This window comes from Polaromonas sp., from assembly GCF_029945895.1.
Classification (GTDB): domain Bacteria; phylum Pseudomonadota; class Gammaproteobacteria; order Burkholderiales; family Burkholderiaceae_C; genus Polaromonas.
This window is the reverse complement of record NZ_JAQSDL010000043.1, coordinates 88,902-114,081: the sequence shown is the minus strand read 5'-3', so window position 1 is coordinate 114,081 and position 25,180 is coordinate 88,902. Positions and strand designations below refer to the sequence as shown.

The following is a 25,180-nucleotide window of genomic DNA, read 5'->3' as shown; positions in this document are numbered from 1 at the left end:
TTTTTTTGTTTGTGCAGCCGGCGGCGAAGACAGGTGTTGGCGTGAGCGCCAAAGGCATAATGCAATCGGGCGTCAAGCGGCGCAGGTGTATGGAGAGATAGAGGGACTGGCTCATGATTGTGGTTACGGGCGGCGCGGGCTTCATTGGCGGCAATTTTGTTCTTGACTGGCTGGCCGGGCGCGACGAACCGGTCATCAACCTGGACAAACTCACTTATGCCGGCAACATGGAAACCCTGGCGACATTGCGGGACGATCCGCGGCATATTTTTGTCAAAGGTGACATTGGTGACAGCGCGCTGGTGGGTGAGCTACTGGTGCGGCACCAGCCGCGCGCCATCATCAATTTTGCGGCCGAATCCCATGTCGACCGGTCCATCTCAAGCCCGGAAGATTTCATCCAGACCAACATTGTGGGCACCTTCCGCTTGCTGGAGGCTGTTCGGGCCTATTGGAATTCGCTCCCCTCGCCTGCAAGCGGGAGAGGGGCTGGGGGTGAGGGCGTTGACCAAGCGGCTTTCCGCTTCCTGCATGTCTCCACTGACGAGGTATACGGCTCACTTGCACCAGGTGAGGCCGCCTTTACGGAAACGCACCGATACGAGCCCAACAGCCCCTATTCCGCCAGCAAGGCCGCCAGCGACCATCTGGTACGTGCCTACCACCATACCTATGGTTTGCCGGTGCTCACTACCAACTGCAGCAACAACTACGGCCCCTGTCATTTCCCCGAAAAACTGATTCCCCTGATGATTGTGAATGCGCTGGCCGGCAAACCCCTGCCGGTCTATGGCGACGGCATGCAGGTGCGCGACTGGCTTTACGTGAAAGACCATTGCAGCGCAATCCGCCGTGTGCTCGAAGCCGGCAAGTCGGGCGAGGTCTACAACGTCGGCGGCTGGAATGAGAAGCCCAACATCGCCATTGTGAACATCGTCTGCGACCTGCTCGACGAACTTCGGCCGCGTTCCGATGGAAAGCATTACCGTGAGCAGATCAGCTATGTCAAGGACCGCCCGGGCCATGACCGCCGCTACGCCATCGACGCCGGAAAAATCCAGCGTGAGCTCGGCTGGACGCCTGCAGAAACATTTGAAACCGGCATACGCAAGACTGTGCTGTGGTACCTGGCCCACGCAGAGTGGGTGGCGCATGTTCAAAGCGGGGTATACAGGGACTGGGTGGACGCCCATTACGCCGGCGTGACCGCCGCATGAAAATCCTGCTTCTTGGAAAAAGCGGCCAGGTTGGCTGGGAGTTGCAGCGCAGCCTGGCGCCTCTGGGTGAAATCATCGCACTGGACCGGCGCAGCATGGATTTGTGCGGTGATCTCGCTGATCTGGCCGGAATCAGCGCCACAGTGCGCCAAGTGCGGCCTGATGTCATTGTCAATGCCGCCGCCTACACTGCGGTTGACAAAGCGGAAAGCGATGCGGCGACCGCACATCTGGTAAACGCAGAAGCCCCGGGAGCGCTCGCCGACGCCGCCAGCGCCGTCGGTGCGTGGCTGGTTCATTATTCGACCGATTACGTTTTTGACGGTACCGGCAGCAAGCCGTGGGAAGAAAACGACCCAACTGGGCCGCTCAATGTGTATGGCCGGACCAAGCTCGAAGGCGAGCAGCGCATTACAGCCCGTTGCGCGAAGCACCTGATTTTGCGCACTAGTTGGGTTTATGCGGCGAAGGGTGGCAACTTTGCAAAAACAATGCTGCGTCTGGCTGCTGAGCGCGATCAGCTGTCTGTCATCAATGACCAGTACGGTGCGCCAACCGGCGCAGATTTGCTTGCTGATGTCACGGCTCACATGGTGCGCAGCGCACTGCGCGACGGTGTGAGTGATTTTGCGGGGACGTATCATGCGGCGGCTGCCGGTGAAACTTCATGGCACGGTTACGCGCGCTTCGTCATTGATTACGCGTCGAAATCCGGCTTGGCTCTCAAGGCACCATCTTCCGCGGTGGCCCCGGTTCCAACCACAGCTTTTCCGACGCCGGCCATGCGTCCGCGTAATTCCCGCCTGAACACCGCTAAACTTCAGGCCAGCTTTGACCTGCAGCTTCCCGCGTGGCAGCAAGGTGTTGCCCGCATGCTGGCAGAAATTATCTGACGACCTATCCATGACTCAACGCAAAGGCATTGTCCTCGCCGGCGGCTCCGGCACCCGCCTTCACCCGGCCACCCTAGCCATCAGCAAGCAGTTGCTGCCGGTCTACGACAAGCCCATGGTGTATTACCCGCTGAGCACGCTGATGATTGCGGGTATCCGCGAGGTGCTCATCGTCAGTACGCCGCAGGACACCCCGCGCTTCGAGCAACTGCTGGGTGATGGTTCGCAATGGGGCATGAAGCTTCAATATGCTGTACAACCGAGTCCCGACGGACTGGCGCAGGCCTTCGTCCTTGGCGAAGAGTTTCTGTCTGGCGCGCCCAGCGCGCTCGTGCTCGGCGATAATATTTTTTATGGACACGACCTGCACAAATTGCTGATGAATGCCGACCTGCAGGAAGTTGGCGCCACGGTCTTTGCCTATCACGTACAGGACCCCCAACGCTACGGCGTCGTATCTTTCGATGCGGCCGGAAAGGCGGTTAGCATCGAGGAAAAACCGCTGCGACCGAAAAGTAATTACGCCGTCACCGGCCTGTACTTCTACGATCATCAGGTTGTCGAGATCGCCAAATCGATTAAACCCAGTGCGCGCGGCGAACTTGAAATCACCTCCGTCAATCAGGCCTATCTCGAGCGGGCTCAGCTCAAGGTGCAAATCATGCAGCGGGGCTACGCGTGGCTGGACACGGGAACCCACGACAGCCTGATGGAGGCTGGGCAGTTCATTGCAACGCTGGAGCATCGGCAGGGTCTCAAAATTGCCTGCATAGAGGAAATAGCCTGGCGCAACGGATTTATTGACAACGCACAACTCGAAAGGCTGGCCGAGCCTCTCGCCAAAAGCGGGTATGGGCAATATTTGACCGGGCTGCTTCGGGAGGGTGAGCCGGTATGAGAGTGACAGCGACCTGTCTCGCAGATGTTCTGATTCTTGAGCCCCAAGTATTTAGTGACGAGCGCGGGTTCTTCTTCGAGAGCTTCAATCAGAAGACATTTGAAGACGCCACGGGGATGGGCGTTCAGTTCGTGCAAGACAATCACTCGCGGTCAGGGAGGGGCGTGCTGCGTGGCTTGCACTACCAGGTAGAGCAATCACAGGGAAAATTGGTGAGGGTTGTAAGTGGCGCTGTGTTCGATGTGGCGGTCGACCTGCGCAGGTCATCGGCCACGTTTGGGCGGTGGGTGGGCGTAGAGCTGTCGGAAGCAAATCGCCGCCAACTCTGGATTCCTCCAGGCTTTGCGCACGGATTTTTTACTTTGAGCAACACAGCAGATTTTTTGTATAAAACCAGTGACTACTACAACCCACGTCATGAACGCTGCATCGCTTGGAATGATCCTGTTTTGGCTATCGAGTGGCCTTTGGGTGGTAGCCTTCCAAAGCTGTCGATCAAAGATCAGGAGGGCACCTCTCTCAGCGGAGTCTCGAGTGTTTGAGTGATCTGGTTTCCGTAGATAATAAGCAGTTAGGGGTGAATAATGGAATTGGATACAGAAAAAGAAGGTCTGAGCCTGCTTGATTTATTGATCGTGGCATCAAAAAATCTCAAGTTGTTGATTTTGGGGCCTATTGCTGTTGGGCTTTTGACGTTGGGTTTTGGTTACACGTTGCCGCAGAGCTTTACCAGTCAGGCGATCTTGTCTCTAGCTACGCCAACAGCAAGCGCGGCAGTGACGGCAGCACAGACTACGCAAGCCGCCGCGCTTATGGTTTCGCCGGTAGTATTGGATCCGGTCATTGAGTCGCTTAAGTTATACGCTGGACAACCGCTGCAATTTGCCAGAGCGGACTTGGCGGGTCAAATTAAGACTACGGTAGGCAAGGATGGATTGCTTCGCCTCGAAGTGACTGCCAATAAACCCAGCGGTGCGCAAGGCATCGCAAATGCGGTTATTGACAGCTGGCTTAAAAGTAGCGTGCCAGGAGAGCAGGAGCGCGCTGAGCTGGAGCGGCGACTGGTATTTGCGAACGAGTCGCTGAAGTCGGTTAACAACCTTCTAGGTAGGCTAACTGCGCAGGGGGCTACCGCCTTGAATAAACCTCTGACGTTTGGTGAGGCCGGACTCGGCATGGTGGCGGTGGGTGAGTTGCAGGCACGTTATCAAGCAGATGTGCTCACCTTTACCCGGTCTCTCAAGGGGTTTACGCGTGACACGGTGGTACAGCCGCCTACATTACCCACGCATCCTGTCGCACCGAAAAAGAGCGTGATGGCAGTGCTCGCGGCGCTTGGAAGCGGAGTTGCATTGTTGCTGTGGATTTTCTTGCTTCATGCTTGGCGCGAGGCTGCGAAAGATCCGGAGGTGGCAAAAAAACAAATGCGCCTTCTTGCTTCGTTGGGGCTGAGTAAATAAATCATGAAGTGGGGCGTCTGTCGTTTTCATGATGCCCATATGTAATGCCGGTGCCAGCTGCAAAGTGAGTTGCTTCGAATGCGGTGTCTATGCCGGCAAATTCAGTACTCATTCACTTAGTCCCTTATCTGGCTCTTGGCAGTCTGAGTTGCCGCTGACACATATATGAGTCGTTAATCTGGTGAGTGACGTTACTGTTTTTTCTCGGGCGGTTTCCGCGTTTCTGCATTGCACCGCTCTAGCGTGGCGCGATATCAGTCTCTTAATGGAATCAGCACTGCCGGTGGTGTGCGAGCCCAAGGGTGACATGCGTGGCAAAGCGACCATCCGCGACAAAGGCGCGATTTTTGGATTTATTCGCGAAAATCGAAGTTTTTACCCAAAGGGATTGCACAAACCTATTTGGCGAACTCAAACAAAGAATCAATGATGAAAATCGCCATTGCTGGAACCGGTTACGTTGGATTGGCCAACGCTGTTTTATTGGCTCAGCACAACGAAGTCGTTGCGCTGGATATTGTTGCGTCTAAAGTGGATTTTCTCAATCGAAGATTGTCACCGATTGAGGACGTCGAAATTGAAAGCTACCTGCAAAACCATTCTCTCAACCTTCGCGCCACACTCGACAAAAATGATGCTTATAAGGATGCGGATTTTGTGGTTATTGCAACTCCCACAGACTACGATCCAGAAACCAATTACTTCAATACCGAATCCATCGAATCAGTCATCCGGGATGTGATGGCTATCAATCCGACGGCAGTGATGATTGTGAAATCCACGGTGCCCGTCGGGTACACCTCCGGCGTCAAGGTTCGATTTAACTGTGAAAACATAATTTTCTCCCCCGAATTCCTTCGTGAAGGCACCGCCTTGTACGACAATTTATATCCGTCGCGCATTGTCGTGGGGGAAAAGTCTGCAAGAGCCCAAACCTTTGCCGGCCTGTTGAAACAAGGGGCGCTAAAAACCGATATCGCAGTGTTATTGACAGACAGTACGGAGGCGGAGGCAATCAAACTGTTTGCCAACACTTTCCTCGCCATGCGCGTTGCCTACTTTAACGAGCTGGACACCTATGCGGCGATGCATGGGCTGGACACGCGGCAGATTATTGACGGAGTGGGTTTAGATCCACGCATTGGTACTCACTATAACAACCCGTCGTTTGGCTATGGGGGCTACTGCTTGCCCAAAGACACCAAGCAGCTTTTGGCGAATTACCGCGATGTGCCGCAGAGTCTTATCCACGCCATCGTTGAGTCGAATACCACGCGGAAAGATTTCATCGCTGATTCGATTCTCCGGAAAAATCCGAAAACTGTTGGCATATATCGCCTGACCATGAAGTCGGGATCGGACAACTTCCGGTCCTCCAGCATCCAGGGCGTCATGAAGCGAATCAAGGCCAAGGGCGTTGAGGTCATCGTGCATGAGCCCGTACTCAAGCAAACCGAGTTCTTTCATTCCCGCGTGGTAAATGATTTGGAGGCTTTCAAGCGCGAGTCGGATGTAATAATTGCTAATCGGATGACGCCTATGCTATCGGATGTGAAGGCTAAAGTTTTCACCCGCGACTTGTTTGGGAGCGATTCATGACAATTTTTACAAGCGAAGCTGGCCGATCAAACGAGTGCGCACCGGCGCCGGTGGGCGCTCGGGGGGGCCGTCGGGGCGCCGAGTTGAAAAAAATGACCCTATGACAGTTCTTTCAGTAAGGCCGGTTGTACTCTGTGGTGGTTCGGGTACTCGTCTTTGGCCTTTATCGCGCGCAGGCTTTCCCAAACAGTTCCTGGTTCTCTCGGGGACTCACAGCCTGTTTCAGCAAGCACTTCTGCGTATCAACGAACTACAGGCGGACGATATTCTCCTAGGGCAAGCGTTGGTTGTCACCAATGAAGAGCACCGATTTCTCGCGCTGGATCAATTGCGCGACATTGAACAAAATGACGCCACCTTGTTGCTTGAGCCAGCGGGCAGAAATACTGCACCCGCGTTAACGCTGGCCGCCCTGGAGGCTTCGCAAAATGGACACGATCCCATTTTGGTGGTGAGCCCGGCCGATCAAGCCGTGACCGACATGGTTGCCTTTACGACTGCATTGCAGCAGGGCATTCGTGCCGCTGCCGATGGCGCTATTGTTGTGCTTGGCGTCACACCGGATACACCCGAAACCGGGTACGGCTATATCCAGCATGAAGAAGTGGCGAGCACTCAGGGTGGATATCGGGTGGCCAAATTTGTAGAAAAGCCAGATATCGAAACTGCCATCAGCTATCTGGCGAGCGGCAATTTCTTCTGGAATAGTGGCATGTTTGTGCTGAGAGCGAGTGTCTGGCTCAAGGCGCTGACGCATTTCCGGCCAGATATTGCCGAGTCAACCCAGAGGGCGTGGTCAGGCAGAACGATAGACTCGCGTTTTATTCGCCCGGACAAATCCCTTTTTACGGCAGTTCCCGGTGATTCAATCGACTACGCGGTGATGGAGAAATGCCCTGGCTCGGCCTTTCCGGCGCACATGGTTCCGCTCAATGCCGGCTGGAGCGATCTGGGAGCCTGGAATGCCGTTTGGCAAGTCGGTGTCCAGGATGCACATGGCAATGTAACTCAAGGGGATACCCTGCTGGTAGATACCAGCAACACGCTTGTCCACGCCAGCAACCGGCTGGTGACCGCAGTCGGTGTCAGCGACCTCGTCATTATCGAAACTGCCGACGCTGTGCTGGTGGCAGATCGCAAACAAAGCCAGGATGTCAAGAAAATTGTGGGACTGCTGGATGCCCAAAAACGTGCTGAACTTGGCCTGCATCGAAAGGTTCACCGCCCTTGGGGCTGGTTTGACAGCATCGACGAAGCCCAACGCTTTAAAGTCAAACGCATCATGGTCAAGCCGGGTGCGAGTCTGAGCTTGCAAAAACACCACCATCGGGCTGAGCACTGGATTGTGGTCAAGGGAACTGCAGAGGTGACCTGCGGCAACAAGGTCGTTCTCCTCACAGAGAACCAGTCGACCTATATCCCCCTGGGTGAGATGCACAGGTTGGTCAACCCCGGGAGTATCCCTTTGGAAATAATCGAAGTTCAGTCCGGCAGTTATTTGGGTGAGGATGATATTTTGCGGTTTGAAGATACTTACGGACGAAACTAAAAGGTGAATGACATGAAACCAAAGATCGCGCTGATCACGGGCATCACCGGGCAGGACGGATCGTATCTGACGGAATTTCTTCTGGAGAAGGGCTATATCGTGCACGGCATCAAGCGCCGGGCCTCTTCCTTCAATACAGCGCGCATAGATCATCTATATCGGGATCCTCACACGCAAGGGGTGCGCCTGTTTCTGCATCATGGTGATCTGACTGACTCGTCTAACTTGATCCGGATTATTCAGCAGACTCAGCCCGATGAAATCTACAACCTGGCTGCGCAAAGCCATGTGGCCGTGAGCTTTGAAAGTCCTGAGTACACGGCAGATGTCGATGGAATTGGCACGCTTCGCATTCTTGAGGCGATTCGCATTCTGGGCCTGGAGCGTAAAACGCGGTTTTACCAAGCTTCCACTTCCGAACTGTACGGATTGGTTCAGGAGATTCCGCAGCGTGAGACGACGCCGTTTTATCCGCGCAGCCCCTATGCCGTGGCCAAACTCTATGCCTACTGGATCACCGTCAATTACCGCGAAGCATATGGAATTTACGCGTGCAACGGAATCCTTTTCAACCATGAATCACCGGTACGTGGCGAAAATTTCGTTACCCGGAAAATCACGCGAGCCATGGCCCGCATCAAGCTGGGTTTGCAGGACCGAATGTATCTGGGAAACCTCGATGCAAAGCGGGATTGGGGGCACGCAAAAGATTACATAGAAATGCAGTGGCTGATGTTGCAGCAGGATACGGCTGAGGACTTCGTCATTGCCACCGGCATGCAGTACAGCGTGCGGGATTTTGTGAATTTTGCAGCCGAGGAACTTGGTATCAATGTGCGTTGGGAGGGGGAGGGTGTGGAGGAAAAGGGCTACGACGCCACTGGAAAGTGCATCGTGGCGGTGGACCCCCGTTACTTCCGACCTACCGAGGTGGAAACTTTGCTTGGTGATGCCTCCAAAGCAAAGGAAAAGCTCGGCTGGACACCCAAAATCACATTTAAAGAACTTGTAGCAGAGATGGTCAGGGAAGATCTCAAATCGGCAGAACGGGACGAACTGGTCAAGCGTCATGGCTACCAGTCGCTGGACTACCATGAATAAATCATCTTCTGCTGCCATCAATTTTAGGAATTAAGCGATGTTTACAACCATTTCGAAGTGCCGTATCTGTGGCGGCGCGCAGTTGACGACAGTGATGACTTTGGGGGAGCAAGCCTTGACTGGTGTGTTTCCCAATTCCCGCTCTGAGAGCGTTACATCTGGTCCGGTTGAACTGGTCAAGTGCTCTGCCGTGGATGGATGCGGCCTGGTGCAGCTCAAGCAAAGCTACGATCTCAGCGAAATGTATGGCCTCAATTACGGCTATCGCTCGGGATTGAATGCAAGCATGGTTCGCCACCTGCATTCAAAGGTTAAAAAAATTCTGGCAATGGGAGTCCTGGAACCCGGTGACATGGTCGTTGACATCGGCAGCAACGACGCCACAACCCTGCTCGCCTATCCGCAGGATCAATACCGCCTCATCGGGGTGGACCCGACGGGCATCAAGTTCGCTTCGTATTACCCCGCTGAAATAACACTCATCGCCGATTTCTTTTCCGCCAAGGCAATCGCTGCCAAACTGGCTGACAAAAAGGCCAAAGTCATCACTTCATTCTCCATGTTTTATGACCTGGAGGATCCCATTGCCTTTGCCCGTGAAATTGAAGGATCGCTTGCAGACGAGGGAGTCTGGATATTCGAGCAAAGTTACTTGCCGGCGATGCTCCGAACCAATTCCTTCGACACCATTTGCCACGAACACCTTGAGTTTTATGCACTGAAGCAGATCAACTGGATAGCCGACAAAGCGGGTCTCAAGGTTCTGGATGTTGAGTTCAATGAGGTCAACGGCGGCAGCTTTTCCATCGTGGCAGCCAAGCGTGACTCGCAACGCCCGGTCAATGCCGAGTGGCTCAACAAGATTTTGGAGGATGAAGTGGCTCTGGGACTTGACAGCACCCAGGCGTTTGATGCGTTCAAGCTTCGTGTGGAGGAGGCACGTGCTGCCCTGATGAGTTTCCTTGAGGAAGCTCAAAGAAGCGGTAAAACGGTTTGTGGATTGGGTGCGTCCACCAAAGGAAATGTCCTGCTGCAGTATTTTGGAATAGATGAAAACCTGGTCCGCGAAATTGGTGAAGTCAATGAGGACAAGTTCGGGTCTTTTACTCCCGGGACTCATATTCCGCTGGTGCCGGAGCAGCAGGTGCTGGCATCGGACCCTGATTACCTGCTGGTACTGCCCTGGCATTTCAGAGCTTTTTTTGAATCCCTGCCATCGATGAAAGGCAGGAGTCTCGTTTTCCCATTACCCAAATTTGAGATTGTTAAAATCTGATTGCGGCGCAGGCTTGCTTCGTATGGGTCTTGACGCGTCAGAGCAGTGCGTTCTGACGGAGTCAGACTAATTTACATCTCCTAATTAACTTGCAGCACTTTCACCCCATTTCCGCGTTGCTCCGTCGCCTTTGGCATCACATTGATCCGCGGCGTCGCGTGCAATTCTGCTTGTTGTTTTTGCTCATGATCCTGGCATCCTTTGCCGAGGCCGTGAGCATTGGTGCCGTGCTGCCCTTTTTGGGGGTGCTCACAGCACCGGAGAGGGTGTTCGCTCACCCGCTTACCCAACCGTTTATCCAGGCCCTGGGCCTTACCGAGCCAAAACAACTGCTGCTGCCCCTGACCATCGCCTTTGCCATGGGAGCACTTTTTTCAGGTGTCATACGACTGGTTTTGTTGTGGGCCCAAATCCGGCTGGGTCATGCCGTCGGGGCAGACTTCAGCATCAGCATTTACCGAAGAACCTTGTATCAACCCTATGCAGTGCATGTCGCACGCAATAGCAGTGAGGTCATCGCAGGAATTACCAACAAGGCAAACATCGTCGTCCATCAGATGGTGCTTCCCGCACTCACCATCCTCAGCTCCAGCTTGATGCTCTTCACCATTTTGGTTGCCTTGCTTGCAATTGAACCGCTGATTGCTTTTGCCGCCTTTGTGGGTTTTGGCGTCATTTATGCCTTGGTAATTCTTGTCACCAAGAAACGCCTCATGCGAGATGGGCAACGCATCAGCCGTGAGCAGAATCAAGTTGTCAAGGCTTTGCAGGAGGGCTTGGGTGGAATTCGTGACGTTCTTATCGACGGCACGCAAGCTGCATATTGCAATATTTATCGTAGTGCGGACTTGCCGCTACGCCGCGCCACTGCAAACGTGCAAATCATAAGCAGCAGTCCTCGCTTCGCCATTGAAGCGTTGGGGATGGTTCTCATTTCCGCGCTTGCCTTTTCGATGGTTGGCCGGCCGGGCGGTATTGCCAATGCCATCCCTGTTCTTGGCGCACTCGCGCTTGGCGCGCAGCGCCTGTTGCCTGTATTGCAGCAAGCCTATTCCAGTTGGACCTCCATGCTTGGTGCCCAGGCTTCGCTGAGTGATGCGCTGGACTTGCTTGATCAACCGCTTCCCGCGCATGCCGATGCACCGCCCGTTTCGCCTCTTGCATTCAGGGACAGAATTACGCTGAACCAGCTGGCCTTTCGTTACACGCTCGGGACACCGTGGGTATTGCGGGGCGTGGATCTCGATATCCCGAAAGGAAGTCGCATTGGATTCATGGGGACTACGGGAAGTGGGAAAAGCACCTTGCTGGACCTCATCATGGGTTTGCTCCATCCTGTCGCGGGCAGCCTGGCCGTCGACGGTGTGAACATAACCGCTCAAAATCACCGCGCCTGGCAGTCGCATATTGCGCATGTGCCTCAAGCCATCTTTCTGGCTGACGCCACCATTGCGGAGAATATTGCCTTTGGGATGCCGCTGGATCAAATTGATCACGCCCGAGTTAGGCAAGCAGCGCAGAAAGCCCAGATTGCCCAGGACATCGATTCCTGGAGCCAGCAATACAACACGGTCGTCGGTGAGCGGGGCGTGCGTCTGTCAGGAGGGCAGCGGCAGCGCATAGGCATTGCCCGTGCACTTTATAAGAAGGCTGACGTTATCGTGTTTGACGAGGCTACGAGTGCGCTTGACAACGAGACCGAATTGGCGGTTATGGAAGCAATCGAGAATCTGGGTGAAGAAATTACGGTGCTCATCGTTGCCCATCGCCTTACAACTCTCCAGAACTGCACCCATGTCGTCGACTTGAGCGACGGCCAAATCAAGCGCAGCGGCAGTTATCAGGATATTGTCGAGCAGACAGTAAGTACAAATGAACATCCAGTCTAAAACATCAAGAATTCTCGTCACCGGCGCGGACGGTTTCATCGGATCCCACCTGACCGAGGAGCTGGTGCGGCAGGGACATACGGTGCGCGCTTTCGTTCTCTATAACTCCTTCAATTCCTGGGGCTGGCTTGATCAGTGCGCGCCGGATGTAAAAGACAAGATCGAAGTTTTTTCCGGTGATATTCGTGACCCGCACGGCGTCAAAATGGCAATGACGGATTGTGACGTGGTACTTCATCTGGCAGCCCTTATCGCGATCCCTTATTCCTATCACTCGCCTGACACCTATGTGGATACCAATATCAAGGGAACTCTGAACGTGCTGCAGGCGGCGCGCGAGCTTGGCGTCAAAAGGGTGGTCCATACATCAACCAGCGAAGTCTATGGCACAGCACGTTTTGTACCCATCACCGAGGAGCATCCACTGCAAGGTCAGTCGCCGTACTCTGCCACCAAGATAGCAGCAGATCAGCTGGCGTATTCGTTCTACGCATCCTTCGGGCTGCCCGTGGTTATTGCGCGGCCTTTCAACACGTATGGACCGCGCCAGTCCGCGCGCGCCGTAATTCCGACAATCATTACTCAGATCGCCAAAGGGCAACGGCAGATTAAGCTGGGTGCGGTGTCTCCTACGCGCGATTTCAATTTCGTGCAGGACACGGTCGCGGGTTTTATCGCCATACTCAATTCAGATCAGGGCTTGGGCGAGGTTGTCAACCTCGGCAGTAATTTCGAAATCTCTATTGGTGAGACCGCCCGGCTAATCGCCGAAGTCATGAATGCGGAGATCGAGATTCTGACTGACGAAGCCCGCTTGCGCCCCGAAAACTCGGAAGTCGAGCGACTATGGGCCGGCAACGCCAAGGCAAAGGCACTCTTTGGCTGGCAACCTGAATACGGAGGGCGCGAGGGATTCAAGCGCGGTCTGGCTGAGACTGCCGTCTGGTTCACAAAGCCAGACAATCTGCGTGCTTACAAGACGGACATTTACAACCTTTGAATGACATGAGCACATCGCCGCTTCTTGCTGAGGAAATTGTTGCTGCCATTAAGAGCGTTGTCGGAGCCCGGCCTGCGGTCCTGCACGAGCCCAGCTTTTCCGGAAACGAATGGCAATATCTCAAGGAGTGTCTCGATTCCACATTCGTTTCCTCGGTGGGAAAGTTTGTTGACCGATTTGAGGTTGAGCTGGCGGCGTTTACAGGCGCCAAGCACGCGGTCGCGGTTGTCAATGGGACCGCGGCTCTGCATATCGCCTTGAAGCTGGCCGGTGTCAAAGCCGACGATGAGGTCCTGATCCCGGCTCTTACCTTTGCAGCTACTGCCAACGCGGTAACCTATTGTGGGGCCACCCCCCATTTGATCGATAGCGATGTCCGAAACCTGGGCGTAGATGCCGCAAAACTCAGAGAGTACCTTCGCAATCACACCGATCAACGCCTCGGCCAATGCGTTAATCGTGCTACTGGTCGCATTATCAGGGCGTTGGTGCCAATGCACACTTTTGGTCATCCGGTTGACCTGGATGGCGTTCTTTCCGTTGCATCCGACTTCAATCTTGCACTGGTGGAAGATGCAGCCGAGTCGCTGGGAAGTTATTACCACGGACAACATACCGGGACGTTTGGAAAATTGGGAACCTTGAGCTTTAACGGCAACAAGACGATCACTACCGGCGGAGGAGGCGCGATTCTGACCAACGACGCAGAACTCGCGGTTCGTGCCAAGCACCTGACCACAACTGCCAAGGTGCCGCACGCGTGGGAGTATCGGCATGACGAGGTGGGGTACAACTACCGAATGCCCAACCTGAACGCGGCCCTGGGTTGTGCTCAGCTGGAAAAATTGCCCGACATGCTTTCTTCAAAGAGGGCATTGTTTGAAAGGTACCAAGCCGCTTTTTCGCAGGTGCCCGGTGTCGAACTGGTGAAGGAGCCTGAACAATGTCGTAGCAACTACTGGTTGCAGGCCTTGTTGCTGGACGTGGCGCAATCGGATCAACGCGATCTGATATTGAAGGCAACCAATGACGCGGGTCTCATGACGCGCCCGGTCTGGATTCTCATGCATGAGTTGACGCCGTTCAAGGATAGCCAGCGTATGGATCTGTCTGGTGCCCTTTCGCTGGCACAGCGCCTGATCAACATTCCGAGCAGCGCGGGTCTGGTGCCCGTCGGTCCATGAGCAAGCCCGGCCTCATCCTCGTTGGTGCGGGTGGGCACGCGCACGCGTGCATTGACGTCATCGAGCAGCAGGGGCGTTACCAGATTGCGGGATTGATCGGCATGCCCGACGAAGTGGATTCCTTGCATATTGGGTATTCTGTTATCGCAACTGACGCCGATCTGCATGAACTGGCCGGGCAATATCGGCATGCCTTTATCAGCGTTGGCCAGATTCGGTCCCCCGATGTCCGCATCAGACTTTATTTCCGGCTCCTTGAATTGGGCTTTCAACTGCCGACCGTCATTTCGCCAGCGGCTTATGTCTCTCGTCATGCCACTATTGGCGTGGGCAGCATCGTTATGCACGGTGCAGTCGTCAATGCCGGCGCCGAGGTGGGGGACAACTGCATCATCAACTCCCGGGCGCTTGTTGAGCATGACGCGATAGTGGAGGCCAACTGCCATATTTCGACCGGTGCCATTCTTAATGGCAATACCCGCGTTGGCGCAGGGAGCTATGTTGGCAGTGGCAGCGTCATCAGGGAGGGCATTGCGCTGGGCGAGGGTTGCATGGTCGGCATGGGGCTGTCCGTGCGGCACAGTCAAGCAAGTGGAACCCGCTTCGTAGGATAGACAGATCATGAAACAACGAACTCTCATCATTGCTGAAGCGGGCGTGAATCACAACGGCGATCTCGATCTGGCCAGGCAGCTGATTGAGGCTGCTGCGGCAGCCGGCGCCGACCTGGTGAAGTTCCAGACCTTCAATGCAAACCGCCTGGTCACGCGTGGTGCGAAAAAAGCCGACTATCAGAACAAGACCACCGACAGTCAGGAGTCACAGCATGAAATGCTGCGCCGTTTGGAACTCAGTCCTGAAATGCACCAGGAGCTCGTCGCACACTGTGCCAAGTCCCATATCGGTTTCTTTTCTACCGGATTCGATAATGAGAGCATCGACCTGCTTTTGAGTTTGGGGCAGGATCACTTCAAGATCCCATCCGGGGAAATTACCAATTTGCCATATTTGCGCCACGTCGGCCGCCTTGGCAAGGCGGTTATTCTTTCGACTGGCATGGCAACTTTGGGTGATATCGAGGCCGCTATCGCCGTGCTCGAACAGGCCGGAACGCCGCGTGCCAACATCACGGTGTTGCATTGCACCACGGAATACCCTACGCCCATGGCCGAAGTGAACCTGCGCGCCATGCAAAGTATTCAAGCTGCGTTTGGTGTGGCGGTCGGGTATTCAGACCATACGGCCGGCATCGAGGTGGCTATTGCCGCGGTCGCCATGGGTGCGCTCGTCATCGAAAAGCACTTGACCGTGGACCACCATCTGCCAGGTCCTGATCACAAGGCCAGCTTGGAGCCCGGCGAATTCAAGGCGATGGTCACGGCAATTCGCAACATCGAAGTGGCGTTGGGTGACGGGATAAAACGGCTGACTTCCAGCGAACTCAGAAACAAGCCCATCGCACGCAAATCGCTGGTGAGCAACCGGTCCATCAAGGCAGGTGAATTGTTCAGCGCAGAAAATATCACTGCCAAGCGGCCCGGTACCGGCATATCCCCCATGCGCTGGGATGAGGTCATCGGGCGCCGCGCGGCGCGTGATTATTCCGCAGACGAATTGATCGAGTTATGAGCCGCAAAATCTGTGTCATTACCGGCACCCGGGCCGAATACGGCTTGCTGCGCTGGGTAATGCAAGGCATCAAGGACGATCCTGATCTGGTGCTTCAGGTCGTCGCTACGGGTACGCACCTGTCTCCCGAGTTCGGCCTCACCTATCGAGAGATCGAGCAACATGGATTCCAGATTGATCGCAAGATCGAGATCCTTGTGGGCGCCGATACGCCGGCTGCGATTGCCAAGTCCATGGGCCTGGGCTTGATCGGGTTCGGTCAGGCGCTGAGCGAATTGCGGCCCGATTTGATCGTGGTGCTCGGCGATCGGTTTGAGATTTTTGCTGCGGTAGCCGCTGCCCTGGTTGCGCGCGTGCCGGTTGCACATTTGCATGGCGGCGAACTCACCGAGGGCGCTTTTGACGAAGCCCTTCGCCATTCCATCACCAAGATGTCTCATTTGCATTTTGTGGCAGCGGAAGAGTACAGGCAACGAGTGATTCAGCTGGGGGAACAGCCAGACCGCGTGTTTCTGGTCGGCGGTCTTGGCGTCGATAGCATCAAACGAATCCATCTTCTGGACAGAGCTGCACTTGAAGCATCGCTCGAGTTCAGCCTTGGCGAGAAGAGCTTGCTCATTACCTTTCATCCAGCCACTCTTGAGACCCACGCAGCGGCCGATCAAATGGCGGAACTGTTGGCCTCACTGGATGAACTGCACGATACCCAGCTTGTTTTTACCTTGCCAAATGCAGATACCGAGGGCCGGGTTCTTATCCAGATGGTGACGCAATTTGTTGAACGGCACGCCAATGCTCGCCTTTATGTATCGCTTGGCCAATTGCGGTATTTATCTTGCATTGCCCAGGTTGATGGTGTGGTGGGCAACTCATCCAGCGGCTTGGCGGAGGTTCCCAGTTTCAAAAAGGGAACAGTCAACATTGGCGACCGCCAGCGCGGGAGGCTGCAGGCGGCGAGCATCATCAACTGCGCACCTGAGCGAGGGGATATTACGGCCGCGCTGGAGCGGCTGTATTCCGCAGGCTTCCAAACGAGCTTGAGGCAGGTACGCAATCCCTACGGGGAGGGTGGCGCCAGCGAGAAGGTGCTCAGAATTCTCAAGGAGCATCCCATCGGACACATTGCAAAGAAGTTTTTTCATGATCTGCAGCAACCAAGCAAGGTGTGACAAGTGAGCCCCACTGAAGAACGCTGGCGCCAAGCCATTCTCCCTGTCAAAACCTCCATACAGCATGCGATACGCAGCCTTGACCAGGCGTCCATCAAAATTGTCATGGTTGTTAATGAGGCCGGCGAACTGGAAGGTACGATTTCCGATGGCGACATAAGGCGCGGTTTGCTCAAGGGGCTTGACCTCAGCAGTCCTATTGCCAGCGTCATCCATCGGAATGCCCTGGTGGTTACTCCAGAAATGGGGCGCGATGTGGTGCTCCAGCTTATGGGCGCCAACAAGATACAGCAGATACCTATCGTGAATGAGTTGCGTCAGGTAGTGGGTGTGCACCTTTGGGACGAGATCACCACGTTGCCGGCGCGCTCCAATCTGATGATCATCATGGCGGGCGGCATGGGCACACGTCTGCGCCCCTACACGGAGACCTGCCCAAAGCCGTTATTGCCCGTAGCGGGCAAACCGATGCTCGAACATATCATCGAGCGAGCCAAACTCGAGGGTTTTAGTCATTTCGTGCTCGCTGTTCATTACCTGGGGCATATGATTCAAAGTCATTTTGGCAATGGAGGGCAGCTGGGGGTACAGATAGACTATCTGAACGAGAAATCGCCGTTGGGAACCGCCGGTGCACTGGGTCTTCTGAGTCCGCGGCCGGGGGCCCCTTTTGTTGTGACAAATGGGGATGTCATTACCGATATCCACTATGGTGAATTGCTGGACTTCCACATCCGTCATAACGCCATGGCGACCATGGCGGTTCGCATGCACGAATGGCAGCACCCTTTTGGTGTTGTGCAGACTCGGGGTATCGAAATTGTAGGATTCGAGGAAAAACCGGTGGCCCGCAGCCACATCAATGCAGGCGTTTATGCACTCGAGCCGGTCGCGTTAAATCTGCTGAGCCAAGACGCACACTGCGACATGCCTACCCTGTTTGAACGCCTTCAGGCGAAGGCCATGCGCACAGTTGCATACCCCATGCACGAACCCTGGCTGGATGTAGGCCGCCCGGACGATTTGAATCGCGCAAACACCGAAAATAGTAATTAAACTTAAACATGGATTCAGAAATGGAAAAAATAAAGTATCCCCAGCCTGTCGATTTGAGCCTGTTCGCAAAAGATGCAAAAAATCCAAGCGCTCGTTATGGACTGCCGGAAACGGTTAGTTACTGCAAGAAGTGCGTCATCTCCAACCAGCGTCCAAACTCTGCAGTGGAGTACAAGCACACCAAAGACACCAAGAAGGCGACCATCCATTTTGACGAAAATGGTGTTTGCGACGCCTGTAACTTTGCCGAGCGCAAGCATCACGGCATTGATTGGGCTGAACGTGAAAAGCAATTGCGGGACCTTTGCGACAAGCATCGCAAAAATGACGGTTCCTATGATTGCATCGTCCCCGGTTCAGGGGGAAAGGACAGCTTTTACGCATCCCATATCCTGAAGACCAAATACGGCATGCACCCGCTCACTGTCACTTGGGCGCCCCACGTCTACACCGAATGGGGCTGGAAGAACTTCCAGTCCTGGCTCCATGCTGGACACGACAATTATCTGATGACGCCCAATGGCCGCGTGCACAGGTTGTTAACGCGGCTCTCGACGGAACTGCTTTTCCATCCCTTCCAGGCGTTCATGTTTGGGCAAAAGGCACTTGCCCCCAAAATGGCGCTGCTGTTTAACATTCCCCTGGTCTTCTACGGCGAAAATGAAGCGGAATATGGTAACCCGATTGGGGACACGGATACCGCAAAACGTGACTGGTCTTATTTCGCGGCAGAAGATCAGTCGAAAATCTATCTCGGCGGTGTTTCCGTCGCAGATTTGAAAGGGAATTTTGGATTGGATCAGAATGACCTGCAGCCTTATCTGCCAGCCGACCCCAACCAGATCTCCGAAAAGAATATTGAGGTGCATTATCTTGGCTACTATCTGAAATGGCACCCGCAGTCCTGTTATTACTATGCGGTCGAACACGGAGGTTTTCAGGCCTCCCCTGAACGGACACCCGGAACTTACTCGAAGTACAACAGCATTGATGACCGCATTGATGATCTTCATTACTACACCACGGGGACGAAATTCGGTATTGGACGGGCCAGCTATGATGCGGCGCAGGAGATCCGCTCAAGGGACATCAATCGCGAGGAAGGGGTTGCCTTGGTCAAGCGCTTTGACCATGAGTACCCCGAGCGATTTATTGAGGAAATGTTTCAATATTTGAGCTTGCCGGAGAAGGAGTTCCCGGAAGCCAGCAAGATGTTCGAAAAGCCGTTGATGGATCGTGAGTATTTCCGCCTGCTGACGGATCAGTTTCGGTCCCCTCATCTTTGGTATCAGGAAAATGGCGAATGGAAGTTGCGCCACCCAGTTTCAAACGAAAAAGAATAAGAGGATACGGTGAGGAACGTTCGCATCATTGCTCGTCTGGATATCAAAGGTCCAAACCTGATCAAAGGCATCCATCTCGAAGGTTTGCGGGTTATCGGATCGCCGGGCGAGCATGCCTTACGCTATTACCTGCAAGGTATTGATGAGTTGATTTATATGGATTGCGTGGCGAGCCTTTATGGCCGTAACCACCTGGGAAGCATAGTCAGCGCCGCAGCCAAGGATATCTTTGTACCGATGACTGTAGGTGGTGGAATTCGTTCGGTGGAAGATGCCACACAGATTCTGCGGGCCGGGGCGGACAAGGTCGCCATCAATACCGCAGCAGTCAGCAATCCCCAACTCGTTACGGACATAGCTCGCCGTTTTGGGAGCCAGTGCATGGTGCTCTCGGTGGAGGCCAAGCAGGTGGGCCATGAGCGCTGGGAGGTTTACACCGACAATGGCCGCGAGCGCACAGGACTTGATGTGGTCGAGTGGGTAAAACGTGGCGTGGCCTTGGGAGCTGGGGAGGTTTTGCTCACATCAGTCGACCGTGAAGGCACTCGCAAAGGTTTTGATATATCGCTGGTACGAGCTGTTGCGGCGGAGGTGTCTGTCCCGCTCATTGCGAGCGGAGGCATGGGCAAGCCGGAGGACTTGGTGGACGTTGTTCGAGAGGGTGGCGCAGATGCTGTGGCCATGGCGGACATCCTGCATTACAAGCGCTCGGAAGTTGGGATTATCAGGGCTGTGGCCATGGCAGAGGGCTTGGGAGTGAGAAATTATGAGCGCACCTGAAGTCACCGTCATTGATTACGGTGTGGGTAACTTGTTGAGCGTGCAGCGCGGGCTTGAGCATTGCGGCGCCAAAGTCACATTGACTGCAGATCCGGAGCGAATTCTTTCTGCCAAGCGGGTCGTATTGCCTGGGGTTGGGGCGTTTGAAAATGCCATGATGGCCCTGGGCGCACTCAATCTGGTTGGCGTGATCAAGGAGGTTGGCCGGCGAGAGACGCCTCTGCTTGGTATTTGCCTGGGGATGCAACTCCTGCTTGACGAAAGCGATGAGTTTGGAATTACTGCCGGACTGGGTTTGATTCCAGGTCGTGTCGTCGCTGTTCCGGTTCAATCGACATCAGGCGATGCTCAAAAGGTACCCCACATCGGCTGGAACGCCATGTTGCCATCGAGTACACGCCTTGATTGGAATGGGACCTTGCTGCAGGATAACCGTCCGGGTGACGCTTCCTATTTCGTGCACTCCTTTATGGCCGTCCCCACCGATCCTGTGCATCGCATTGCCGATTGCATGTATGGAGGGCATGGAATTCCAGCCGTGATTGGCCGCGACCAGATAACCGGCTGCCAGTTTCACCCTGAAAAGAGCGGGGAAGTGGGCTTGAAGATCCTTCGAAGGTTCTGTGTCAGTTAGTCGTGTCCTTGTCGTGGGGTTGGGGAGCATTGGCAAGCTTCATTTGCGCTTGGCCAGGGAACTTCTTCCCCATGCGGATATAAGGGTCCTGCGCCGTGAAGAAGGGGCGTTGCTTGCAGAGCAGGCCAATGGGGGCTTTTCCAGAATGGATCAGGCCATTGCTTTTCGGCCGCAAATGGCGGTCATCGCCAATCCGGCTCCATTTCACCTCAGCGCGGCCCAATCACTGGCAGATGCAGGCGTGCATCTGATGGTTGAGAAACCTTTGTCAATTGCCGCTGAAGGAGTGCAGGGCCTGATTGATTCCTGTCGCTCAGGTGGGCTGGTCCTGCTGACCGGCTACAACCTGCGCTTCCTGCCTTCATTGCAACGTTTTCGCGATCTCTTAAAGCAGAATGTGATCGGAAAGGTTCTCTCCGTGCGTTGTGAGATCGGGCAATATCTGCCGTCTTGGCGCGCGGACGTTGACTATAGGCAGGGGGTGTCGGCACGACATGATCTGGGCGGCGGCGCATTGCTTGAGCTCAGCCATGAACTGGATTATCTCCGCTGGATTTTTGGTGAGATCGATTGGGTGGAAGCTTGTCTGTCTCGACAGAGTCGCCTGGAAATTGATGTCGAAGATACGGTCCATCTGATGCTGGGTTTTGCTCCGGAGGCAGACAGTCATCAACTGATTGGAACCTTGAGCATGGATCTGGTGCGTCACGATACAACACGGCTGTGTACCTCCATCGGAGAACTGGGCAGCCTGCGCTGGGACGGATTGACAGGTACGGTGGAGTTGTTTGAAGCAGGGGCGAAGAACTGGCGTGAGCTTTTCCGCTATCAGCATCAACGCGAGGACAGCTATCGTGCGCAGTGGGGAAATTTTTTGGCTTGTGTAGAAGGAAAATCGAAACCGTTCGTCAGTGGGGAAGACGGTTTCAAGGTGATGCAGATCATTGACGCTGTTCGCCAGGCATCGGGGACGGGTGGCCGAATTGTCATCAAGGACCATGCAGCGACAGAGGGGAAAGCTTGAAAGCGATAGCCTTCATTTTCGCCCGGGGCGGCTCCAAGGGCTTGCCCGGGAAGAACATCCGGTCTCTCGGCGGGAAACCTTTGATAGCCTGGGCGATTGAACACGCACTGGCTGTCAAACGCATAACGCGGGTGATAGTGTCAACCGACTCCATTGAAATAGCCGAAGTGGCTCGTGCGCATGGCGCAGAAGTGCCTTTTATCAGACCAAGCGAGCTGGCAGGCGATGACAGTCCGGAATGGTTGGCCTGGCGACATGGGCTCAATTACCTGCTGGACAGCGATGGGGTGTTGCCTGATGCAATGGTGTCCGTGCCCACCACGGCACCGTTGAGGCTGCCTGAAGACATCGAAAATTGCCTGGATGAATACGAGAAGGGCGATGCGGACATAGTCATCACTGTGACCGATGCGCATCGCAGTCCGTATTTCAATATGGTGAAAATTCATCCTGACGGAACAGTCGGCCTGGTCATCCCGCCGGAGTCGGCGGTGTCGCGCCGGCAGGATGCCCCACAAGTTTTCGACATGACCACCGTGGCATATGTCGCCCGGCCGGAGTTTGTTATCGCGCGCAGTGCCGCTTTTGAGGGAAGGGTGCGTCAAGTCCACGTCCCAGTGGAACGCGCACTGGATATAGACACACTTCTGGACTTCCGAATTGCAGAGTGCCTTCTGGCTTTACGTTGATCCCTTTGAGAATTACTGGAAAAAAAGTGCTTGAGATATCCCTTGAACCACGTTCGTGCGAGTGTTGCGGCGGCAACGATCTGGAACCTGTGTGGTCCAGCCAGAGCATCGTGACCCGCGCCACGAATACGTGGAAATTTCCTTTTAATGTTGCGGTATGCCGCCACTGCGGTTTTTGCTTCGCCTCCCCCGGGCCCAAGCGTGATGATCTTGCGCGTTACCATGCAGACGGGTTGGCTGGCCACAAGGAGATCGGGCTTCCGTACTCTGTGGATGCACGAATGGCGGTACTTGAGCGCTATAGCGCGCCCGACGGCGTATTCGCAGAAATTGGTGGTGACCAGCCGGGTGAGTTCCACCGACGTTGTTCGCCGCTTTTCGGAAAACAGCTTGTCGTCGAAATTTCAGAAGATACACCAGCAGAACTCCGTAGTGTGCATGATCTGCCCGAAAACTCCGTCGATGTATTGGCGCACTACGACGTGCTGGAACATGTGTCAGAGGTTACGGAATTCCTGGTCGCTTGTTGTCGCGCATTGCGTCCGGGCGGCGTCATGATCTGTGAAGTGCCCGATCTCCGGCTGTATCCGCGCAATCTGCTGTTGCTTGAGTTTGAACACGTCAATCACTTTTCAGCTGCAACGCTCAATGCGATTGCCGAAAAAGCGGGCCTCAGCCTCATAGAACTCGGTCATGTTTGCAGCCGGCCCTATGGATTTCTTTCGGTATTTCGCAAGGAGGGTTTGGACGTCGTGCCCGACACTGGAGGCCGCTGTGAATTTATTGATGCTCTGGCGTGCGTTCGCGGCGGGCTGGAGCAGATCCGGCGTGCAGAGCTGCAGATTGAGATCGTGAGGCAACAACTTGCCATCATGGGAAAAAGCGGAAAAAAAGTGACCTTGTGGGCGGTGACGGATTTCCTTCGCCGTCTGCTGGCCGGCTTCACCCTGCCGGAGTCGGTGACGGTGGTTGACTCCGATCCGCGCCGTCAAAACCATCTTGAGAACGATGGGCTGGGCGTGTTGGAACCCAAAAATTCCATTGAGCACATCAGGAACAGCGAGTTGCTGGTCATTTGTGCGCCGCGCTACAAAGCTGAAATTATCGAGTGGATAAGGCAACAAACAGGAAAGACATTCTCCGGGTCTGAACTGGTGGTTCTGGGATCTGGCCCTTCCGGGGAGACGCTGACGTGAGCTCGGGCGCAATGGAGACGGTTGTCATTGTTGGGGCGTCCTCAAGCATTGGCCGGGCGATATCTTCACGGTTTTCAGTGGCTGATCGCGTCATTACGACGTATACCTCCCGAATGCCCGAAGGGTCGGACGAGCACAATGCCTTCCACTTGGACTTGCGTGAAGATTTGAGCATCGAGCGGTTCGTAGAGCAACTCAAGAAAATCTCTTTGCGGATCGATGTTGTTATTTTCTTGTCTGGAATACTGCCAGGCAAGGACTTGAAAGGATATGCGTTTGAGGAAGTGGATGAGGTGATGGCGGTGAATTTCAGCGGACAGGCCAAAGTGCTTATGAGAATGCTGCCTCTCCTGACGGAACGCTCGCGCTTACTGATGTTTTCCTCAATCTCTGCCCAGCGTGGCAGTTTTGATCCAATTTATGCGGCCTCGAAGGGGGCATTGCTTTCATTCGTCAAATCGGTGTGTACCCAATTACCCTCCGGCGCGCGCATCAATGCGGTTGCTCCGGGATTGATACAAGACAGTGCTATGTTCGTCGAGATGGCAGTGCAAAGGCAGGAGTTTCATCGAAAACAAGTGCCCTCACAACAGTTGCTCGGCCAGCAGGCCCTAGCCGACATTGTTTTCGACATATGTCAGCCTCACTGGGCGCATCTCAACGGAGCCTGCATCGACCTGAATGGAGGGCAATATGTCCGATAGCCCGTCAACTCATGCGCGAACGATGGAAGATCGCGTCATCGCGGGATTTAACAGCAGCAGATTCGCCCTTATTGAGCCCGTGCAACTGCAGATTGCGCGCTTGAAACACGCGCGAGAATACGATCACCCCCATCAGGAGCCGCTGGTCACGGTTTGCGTGCCAACTTACAATCGTGGTCCCTTGCTGATAGAGCGGGCGGTTGCTTCAGTGCTGTCGCAAACTTACACCAATCTTGAATTGATGATCGTTGGTGATCACTGCAGCGACAATACGGCGGAGTTGCTTGCTGAAATTAAAGACCCCCGCCTGCGTTTTTATAACCTGCCAAGTCGCAGCAGGAATTACCGGCAAACGGTGGAGAACCACTGGTTTGTCGGCGGCGCCACGCCCGCAAACACGGCCATGGAGCTGGCGCGCGGTCAGTGGATTGCCCGTGTGGACGACGACGACACCTGGTCGCCGGATCATATCGAGAAGCTTCTCCGCTTCGCCCAGCAGGGACAGTATGAGTTCGTGTCGGGCTTATACGAGGAAGAGCGATTCGGAGAGCGAAAAGTTGTGGATGGCGTCAGAGCGCTCGACCCTTACTACACCCGCCGCCCCGTGGCCGGTGTAGATGACAGCCCAAAGATTGGCGGCGTATCCACCTGGTTGTATCGATCCTACTTGCGCTTCATGCGTTACAACGTCAATTGCTGGCGCAAGGAATGGAACAGGGTTTGGGATGTGGATTTATCCCTGCGCATTCACGGCGCAGGCGTTCGGATGGGTTTTTTGGACGAAGTTGTCGCCTATGTCTTGCCGCGTCCCGGAGAGACTTCCGTGGGACTGGAAGCTTACAAGCTGACCGAATCGGAAAAACTTGAAATGTACAAGTTTGAAAAATGAA

Annotated in this window: 25 protein-coding genes; all 25 read left to right on the top strand. The window is 54.7% G+C overall.

Features of this window, described 5'->3' with window-relative positions; all coding sequences use genetic code 11:
• Nucleotides 1-113 precede the first annotated feature (113 nt).
• Nucleotides 114-1,217, top strand: coding sequence for a dTDP-glucose 4,6-dehydratase (gene rfbB, locus PSV33_RS05850; protein ID WP_300559780.1), 1,104 nt, complete (start codon nt 114-116; stop codon nt 1,215-1,217).
• On the top strand, nt 1,214-2,110 hold the full coding sequence (gene rfbD, locus PSV33_RS05845; protein ID WP_300559778.1) for a dTDP-4-dehydrorhamnose reductase: 897 nt from the start codon (nt 1,214-1,216) through the stop codon (nt 2,108-2,110). The genes rfbB and rfbD overlap by 4 nt, the downstream gene beginning before the upstream one ends.
• Before the next feature lie 10 nt (nt 2,111-2,120).
• Complete coding sequence (gene rfbA, locus PSV33_RS05840; protein ID WP_300559776.1) at nt 2,121-3,008, top strand: glucose-1-phosphate thymidylyltransferase RfbA; 888 nt, start codon at nt 2,121-2,123, stop codon at nt 3,006-3,008.
• Entirely contained in the window at nt 3,005-3,550 is a 546-nt protein-coding gene (rfbC, locus tag PSV33_RS05835) for a dTDP-4-dehydrorhamnose 3,5-epimerase (RefSeq protein WP_300559774.1), read from the top strand. The genes rfbA and rfbC overlap by 4 nt, the downstream gene beginning before the upstream one ends.
• 42 nt (nt 3,551-3,592) lie before the next feature.
• Nucleotides 3,593-4,468 carry a hypothetical protein gene (locus PSV33_RS05830; protein WP_300559772.1) on the top strand — a complete coding sequence of 292 codons (876 nt, stop codon included), beginning with the start codon at nt 3,593-3,595 and terminating at the stop codon, nt 4,466-4,468.
• A 181-nt stretch (nt 4,469-4,649) separates the two neighbouring features.
• A complete protein-coding gene (locus tag PSV33_RS05825; RefSeq protein WP_300559770.1) occupies nt 4,650-4,898 on the top strand; it encodes a hypothetical protein in 249 nt (82 codons plus the stop codon).
• On the top strand, nt 4,898-6,067 hold the full coding sequence (locus tag PSV33_RS05820; RefSeq protein ID WP_300560035.1) for a nucleotide sugar dehydrogenase: 1,170 nt from the start codon (nt 4,898-4,900) through the stop codon (nt 6,065-6,067). The genes PSV33_RS05825 and PSV33_RS05820 overlap by 1 nt, the downstream gene beginning before the upstream one ends.
• A 100-nt stretch (nt 6,068-6,167) precedes the next feature.
• Entirely contained in the window at nt 6,168-7,616 is a 1,449-nt protein-coding gene (locus PSV33_RS05815) for a mannose-1-phosphate guanylyltransferase/mannose-6-phosphate isomerase (RefSeq protein ID WP_300559769.1), read from the top strand.
• A gap of 12 nt (nt 7,617-7,628) precedes the next feature.
• On the top strand, nt 7,629-8,717 hold the full coding sequence (gmd, locus tag PSV33_RS05810) for a GDP-mannose 4,6-dehydratase (protein WP_300559767.1): 1,089 nt from the start codon (nt 7,629-7,631) through the stop codon (nt 8,715-8,717).
• A gap of 37 nt (nt 8,718-8,754) precedes the next feature.
• Complete coding sequence (locus tag PSV33_RS05805; RefSeq protein ID WP_300559765.1) at nt 8,755-9,993, top strand: class I SAM-dependent methyltransferase; 1,239 nt, start codon at nt 8,755-8,757, stop codon at nt 9,991-9,993.
• Between the two features lie 158 nt (nt 9,994-10,151).
• Nucleotides 10,152-11,882 (top strand): ABC transporter ATP-binding protein, encoded by a 1,731-nt coding sequence (locus PSV33_RS05800; RefSeq protein ID WP_300560033.1) that lies wholly within the window; start codon nt 10,152-10,154, stop codon nt 11,880-11,882.
• Complete coding sequence (locus PSV33_RS05795) at nt 11,866-12,882, top strand: NAD-dependent 4,6-dehydratase LegB (RefSeq protein WP_300559763.1); 1,017 nt, start codon at nt 11,866-11,868, stop codon at nt 12,880-12,882. The genes PSV33_RS05800 and PSV33_RS05795 overlap by 17 nt, the downstream gene beginning before the upstream one ends.
• Nucleotides 12,883-12,887: 5 nt before the next feature.
• Nucleotides 12,888-14,066, top strand: coding sequence for a LegC family aminotransferase (locus tag PSV33_RS05790; protein WP_300559761.1), 1,179 nt, complete (start codon nt 12,888-12,890; stop codon nt 14,064-14,066).
• A complete protein-coding gene (locus PSV33_RS05785) occupies nt 14,063-14,680 on the top strand; it encodes an acetyltransferase (RefSeq protein ID WP_300559760.1) in 618 nt (205 codons plus the stop codon). Before PSV33_RS05790 ends, PSV33_RS05785 begins: the two co-directional genes overlap by 4 nt.
• Before the next feature lie 7 nt (nt 14,681-14,687).
• Nucleotides 14,688-15,695 (top strand): N-acetylneuraminate synthase, encoded by a 1,008-nt coding sequence (gene neuB / locus PSV33_RS05780; protein WP_300559758.1) that lies wholly within the window; start codon nt 14,688-14,690, stop codon nt 15,693-15,695.
• Nucleotides 15,692-16,864 carry a UDP-N-acetylglucosamine 2-epimerase gene (gene neuC / locus PSV33_RS05775; protein ID WP_300559757.1) on the top strand — a complete coding sequence of 391 codons (1,173 nt, stop codon included), beginning with the start codon at nt 15,692-15,694 and terminating at the stop codon, nt 16,862-16,864. Before neuB ends, neuC begins: the two co-directional genes overlap by 4 nt.
• A 3-nt stretch (nt 16,865-16,867) precedes the next feature.
• Nucleotides 16,868-17,920: a nucleotidyltransferase family protein gene (locus tag PSV33_RS05770; RefSeq protein ID WP_300559755.1), complete on the top strand. Its 1,053-nt coding sequence runs from the start codon at nt 16,868-16,870 to the stop codon at nt 17,918-17,920.
• An 8-nt stretch (nt 17,921-17,928) separates the two neighbouring features.
• Nucleotides 17,929-19,263, top strand: coding sequence for an N-acetyl sugar amidotransferase (locus PSV33_RS05765; protein ID WP_300559754.1), 1,335 nt, complete (start codon nt 17,929-17,931; stop codon nt 19,261-19,263).
• Nucleotides 19,264-19,272: 9 nt separating this feature from the next.
• Nucleotides 19,273-20,043 carry an imidazole glycerol phosphate synthase subunit HisF gene (locus tag PSV33_RS05760; RefSeq protein ID WP_300559752.1) on the top strand — a complete coding sequence of 257 codons (771 nt, stop codon included), beginning with the start codon at nt 19,273-19,275 and terminating at the stop codon, nt 20,041-20,043.
• Complete coding sequence (gene hisH / locus PSV33_RS05755; RefSeq protein WP_300559750.1) at nt 20,030-20,677, top strand: imidazole glycerol phosphate synthase subunit HisH; 648 nt, start codon at nt 20,030-20,032, stop codon at nt 20,675-20,677. The genes PSV33_RS05760 and hisH overlap by 14 nt, the downstream gene beginning before the upstream one ends.
• The gene (locus tag PSV33_RS05750) at nt 20,667-21,701 is read left to right on the top strand and encodes a Gfo/Idh/MocA family oxidoreductase (protein ID WP_366945584.1); all 1,035 of its coding nucleotides are present in this window, start codon (nt 20,667-20,669) and stop codon (nt 21,699-21,701) included. Before hisH ends, PSV33_RS05750 begins: the two co-directional genes overlap by 11 nt.
• The gene (locus tag PSV33_RS05745) at nt 21,698-22,390 is read left to right on the top strand and encodes an acylneuraminate cytidylyltransferase family protein (protein ID WP_300559748.1); all 693 of its coding nucleotides are present in this window, start codon (nt 21,698-21,700) and stop codon (nt 22,388-22,390) included. Before PSV33_RS05750 ends, PSV33_RS05745 begins: the two co-directional genes overlap by 4 nt.
• A gap of 26 nt (nt 22,391-22,416) precedes the next feature.
• Nucleotides 22,417-23,586: a methyltransferase domain-containing protein gene (locus PSV33_RS05740; protein ID WP_300559746.1), complete on the top strand. Its 1,170-nt coding sequence runs from the start codon at nt 22,417-22,419 to the stop codon at nt 23,584-23,586.
• Nucleotides 23,583-24,290 carry an SDR family oxidoreductase gene (locus tag PSV33_RS05735; protein WP_300559745.1) on the top strand — a complete coding sequence of 236 codons (708 nt, stop codon included), beginning with the start codon at nt 23,583-23,585 and terminating at the stop codon, nt 24,288-24,290. The genes PSV33_RS05740 and PSV33_RS05735 overlap by 4 nt, the downstream gene beginning before the upstream one ends.
• Nucleotides 24,280-25,179 (top strand): glycosyltransferase family 2 protein, encoded by a 900-nt coding sequence (locus PSV33_RS05730; RefSeq protein WP_300559743.1) that lies wholly within the window; start codon nt 24,280-24,282, stop codon nt 25,177-25,179. The genes PSV33_RS05735 and PSV33_RS05730 overlap by 11 nt, the downstream gene beginning before the upstream one ends.
• The last annotated feature ends 1 nt before the right edge of the window (nt 25,180 follow it).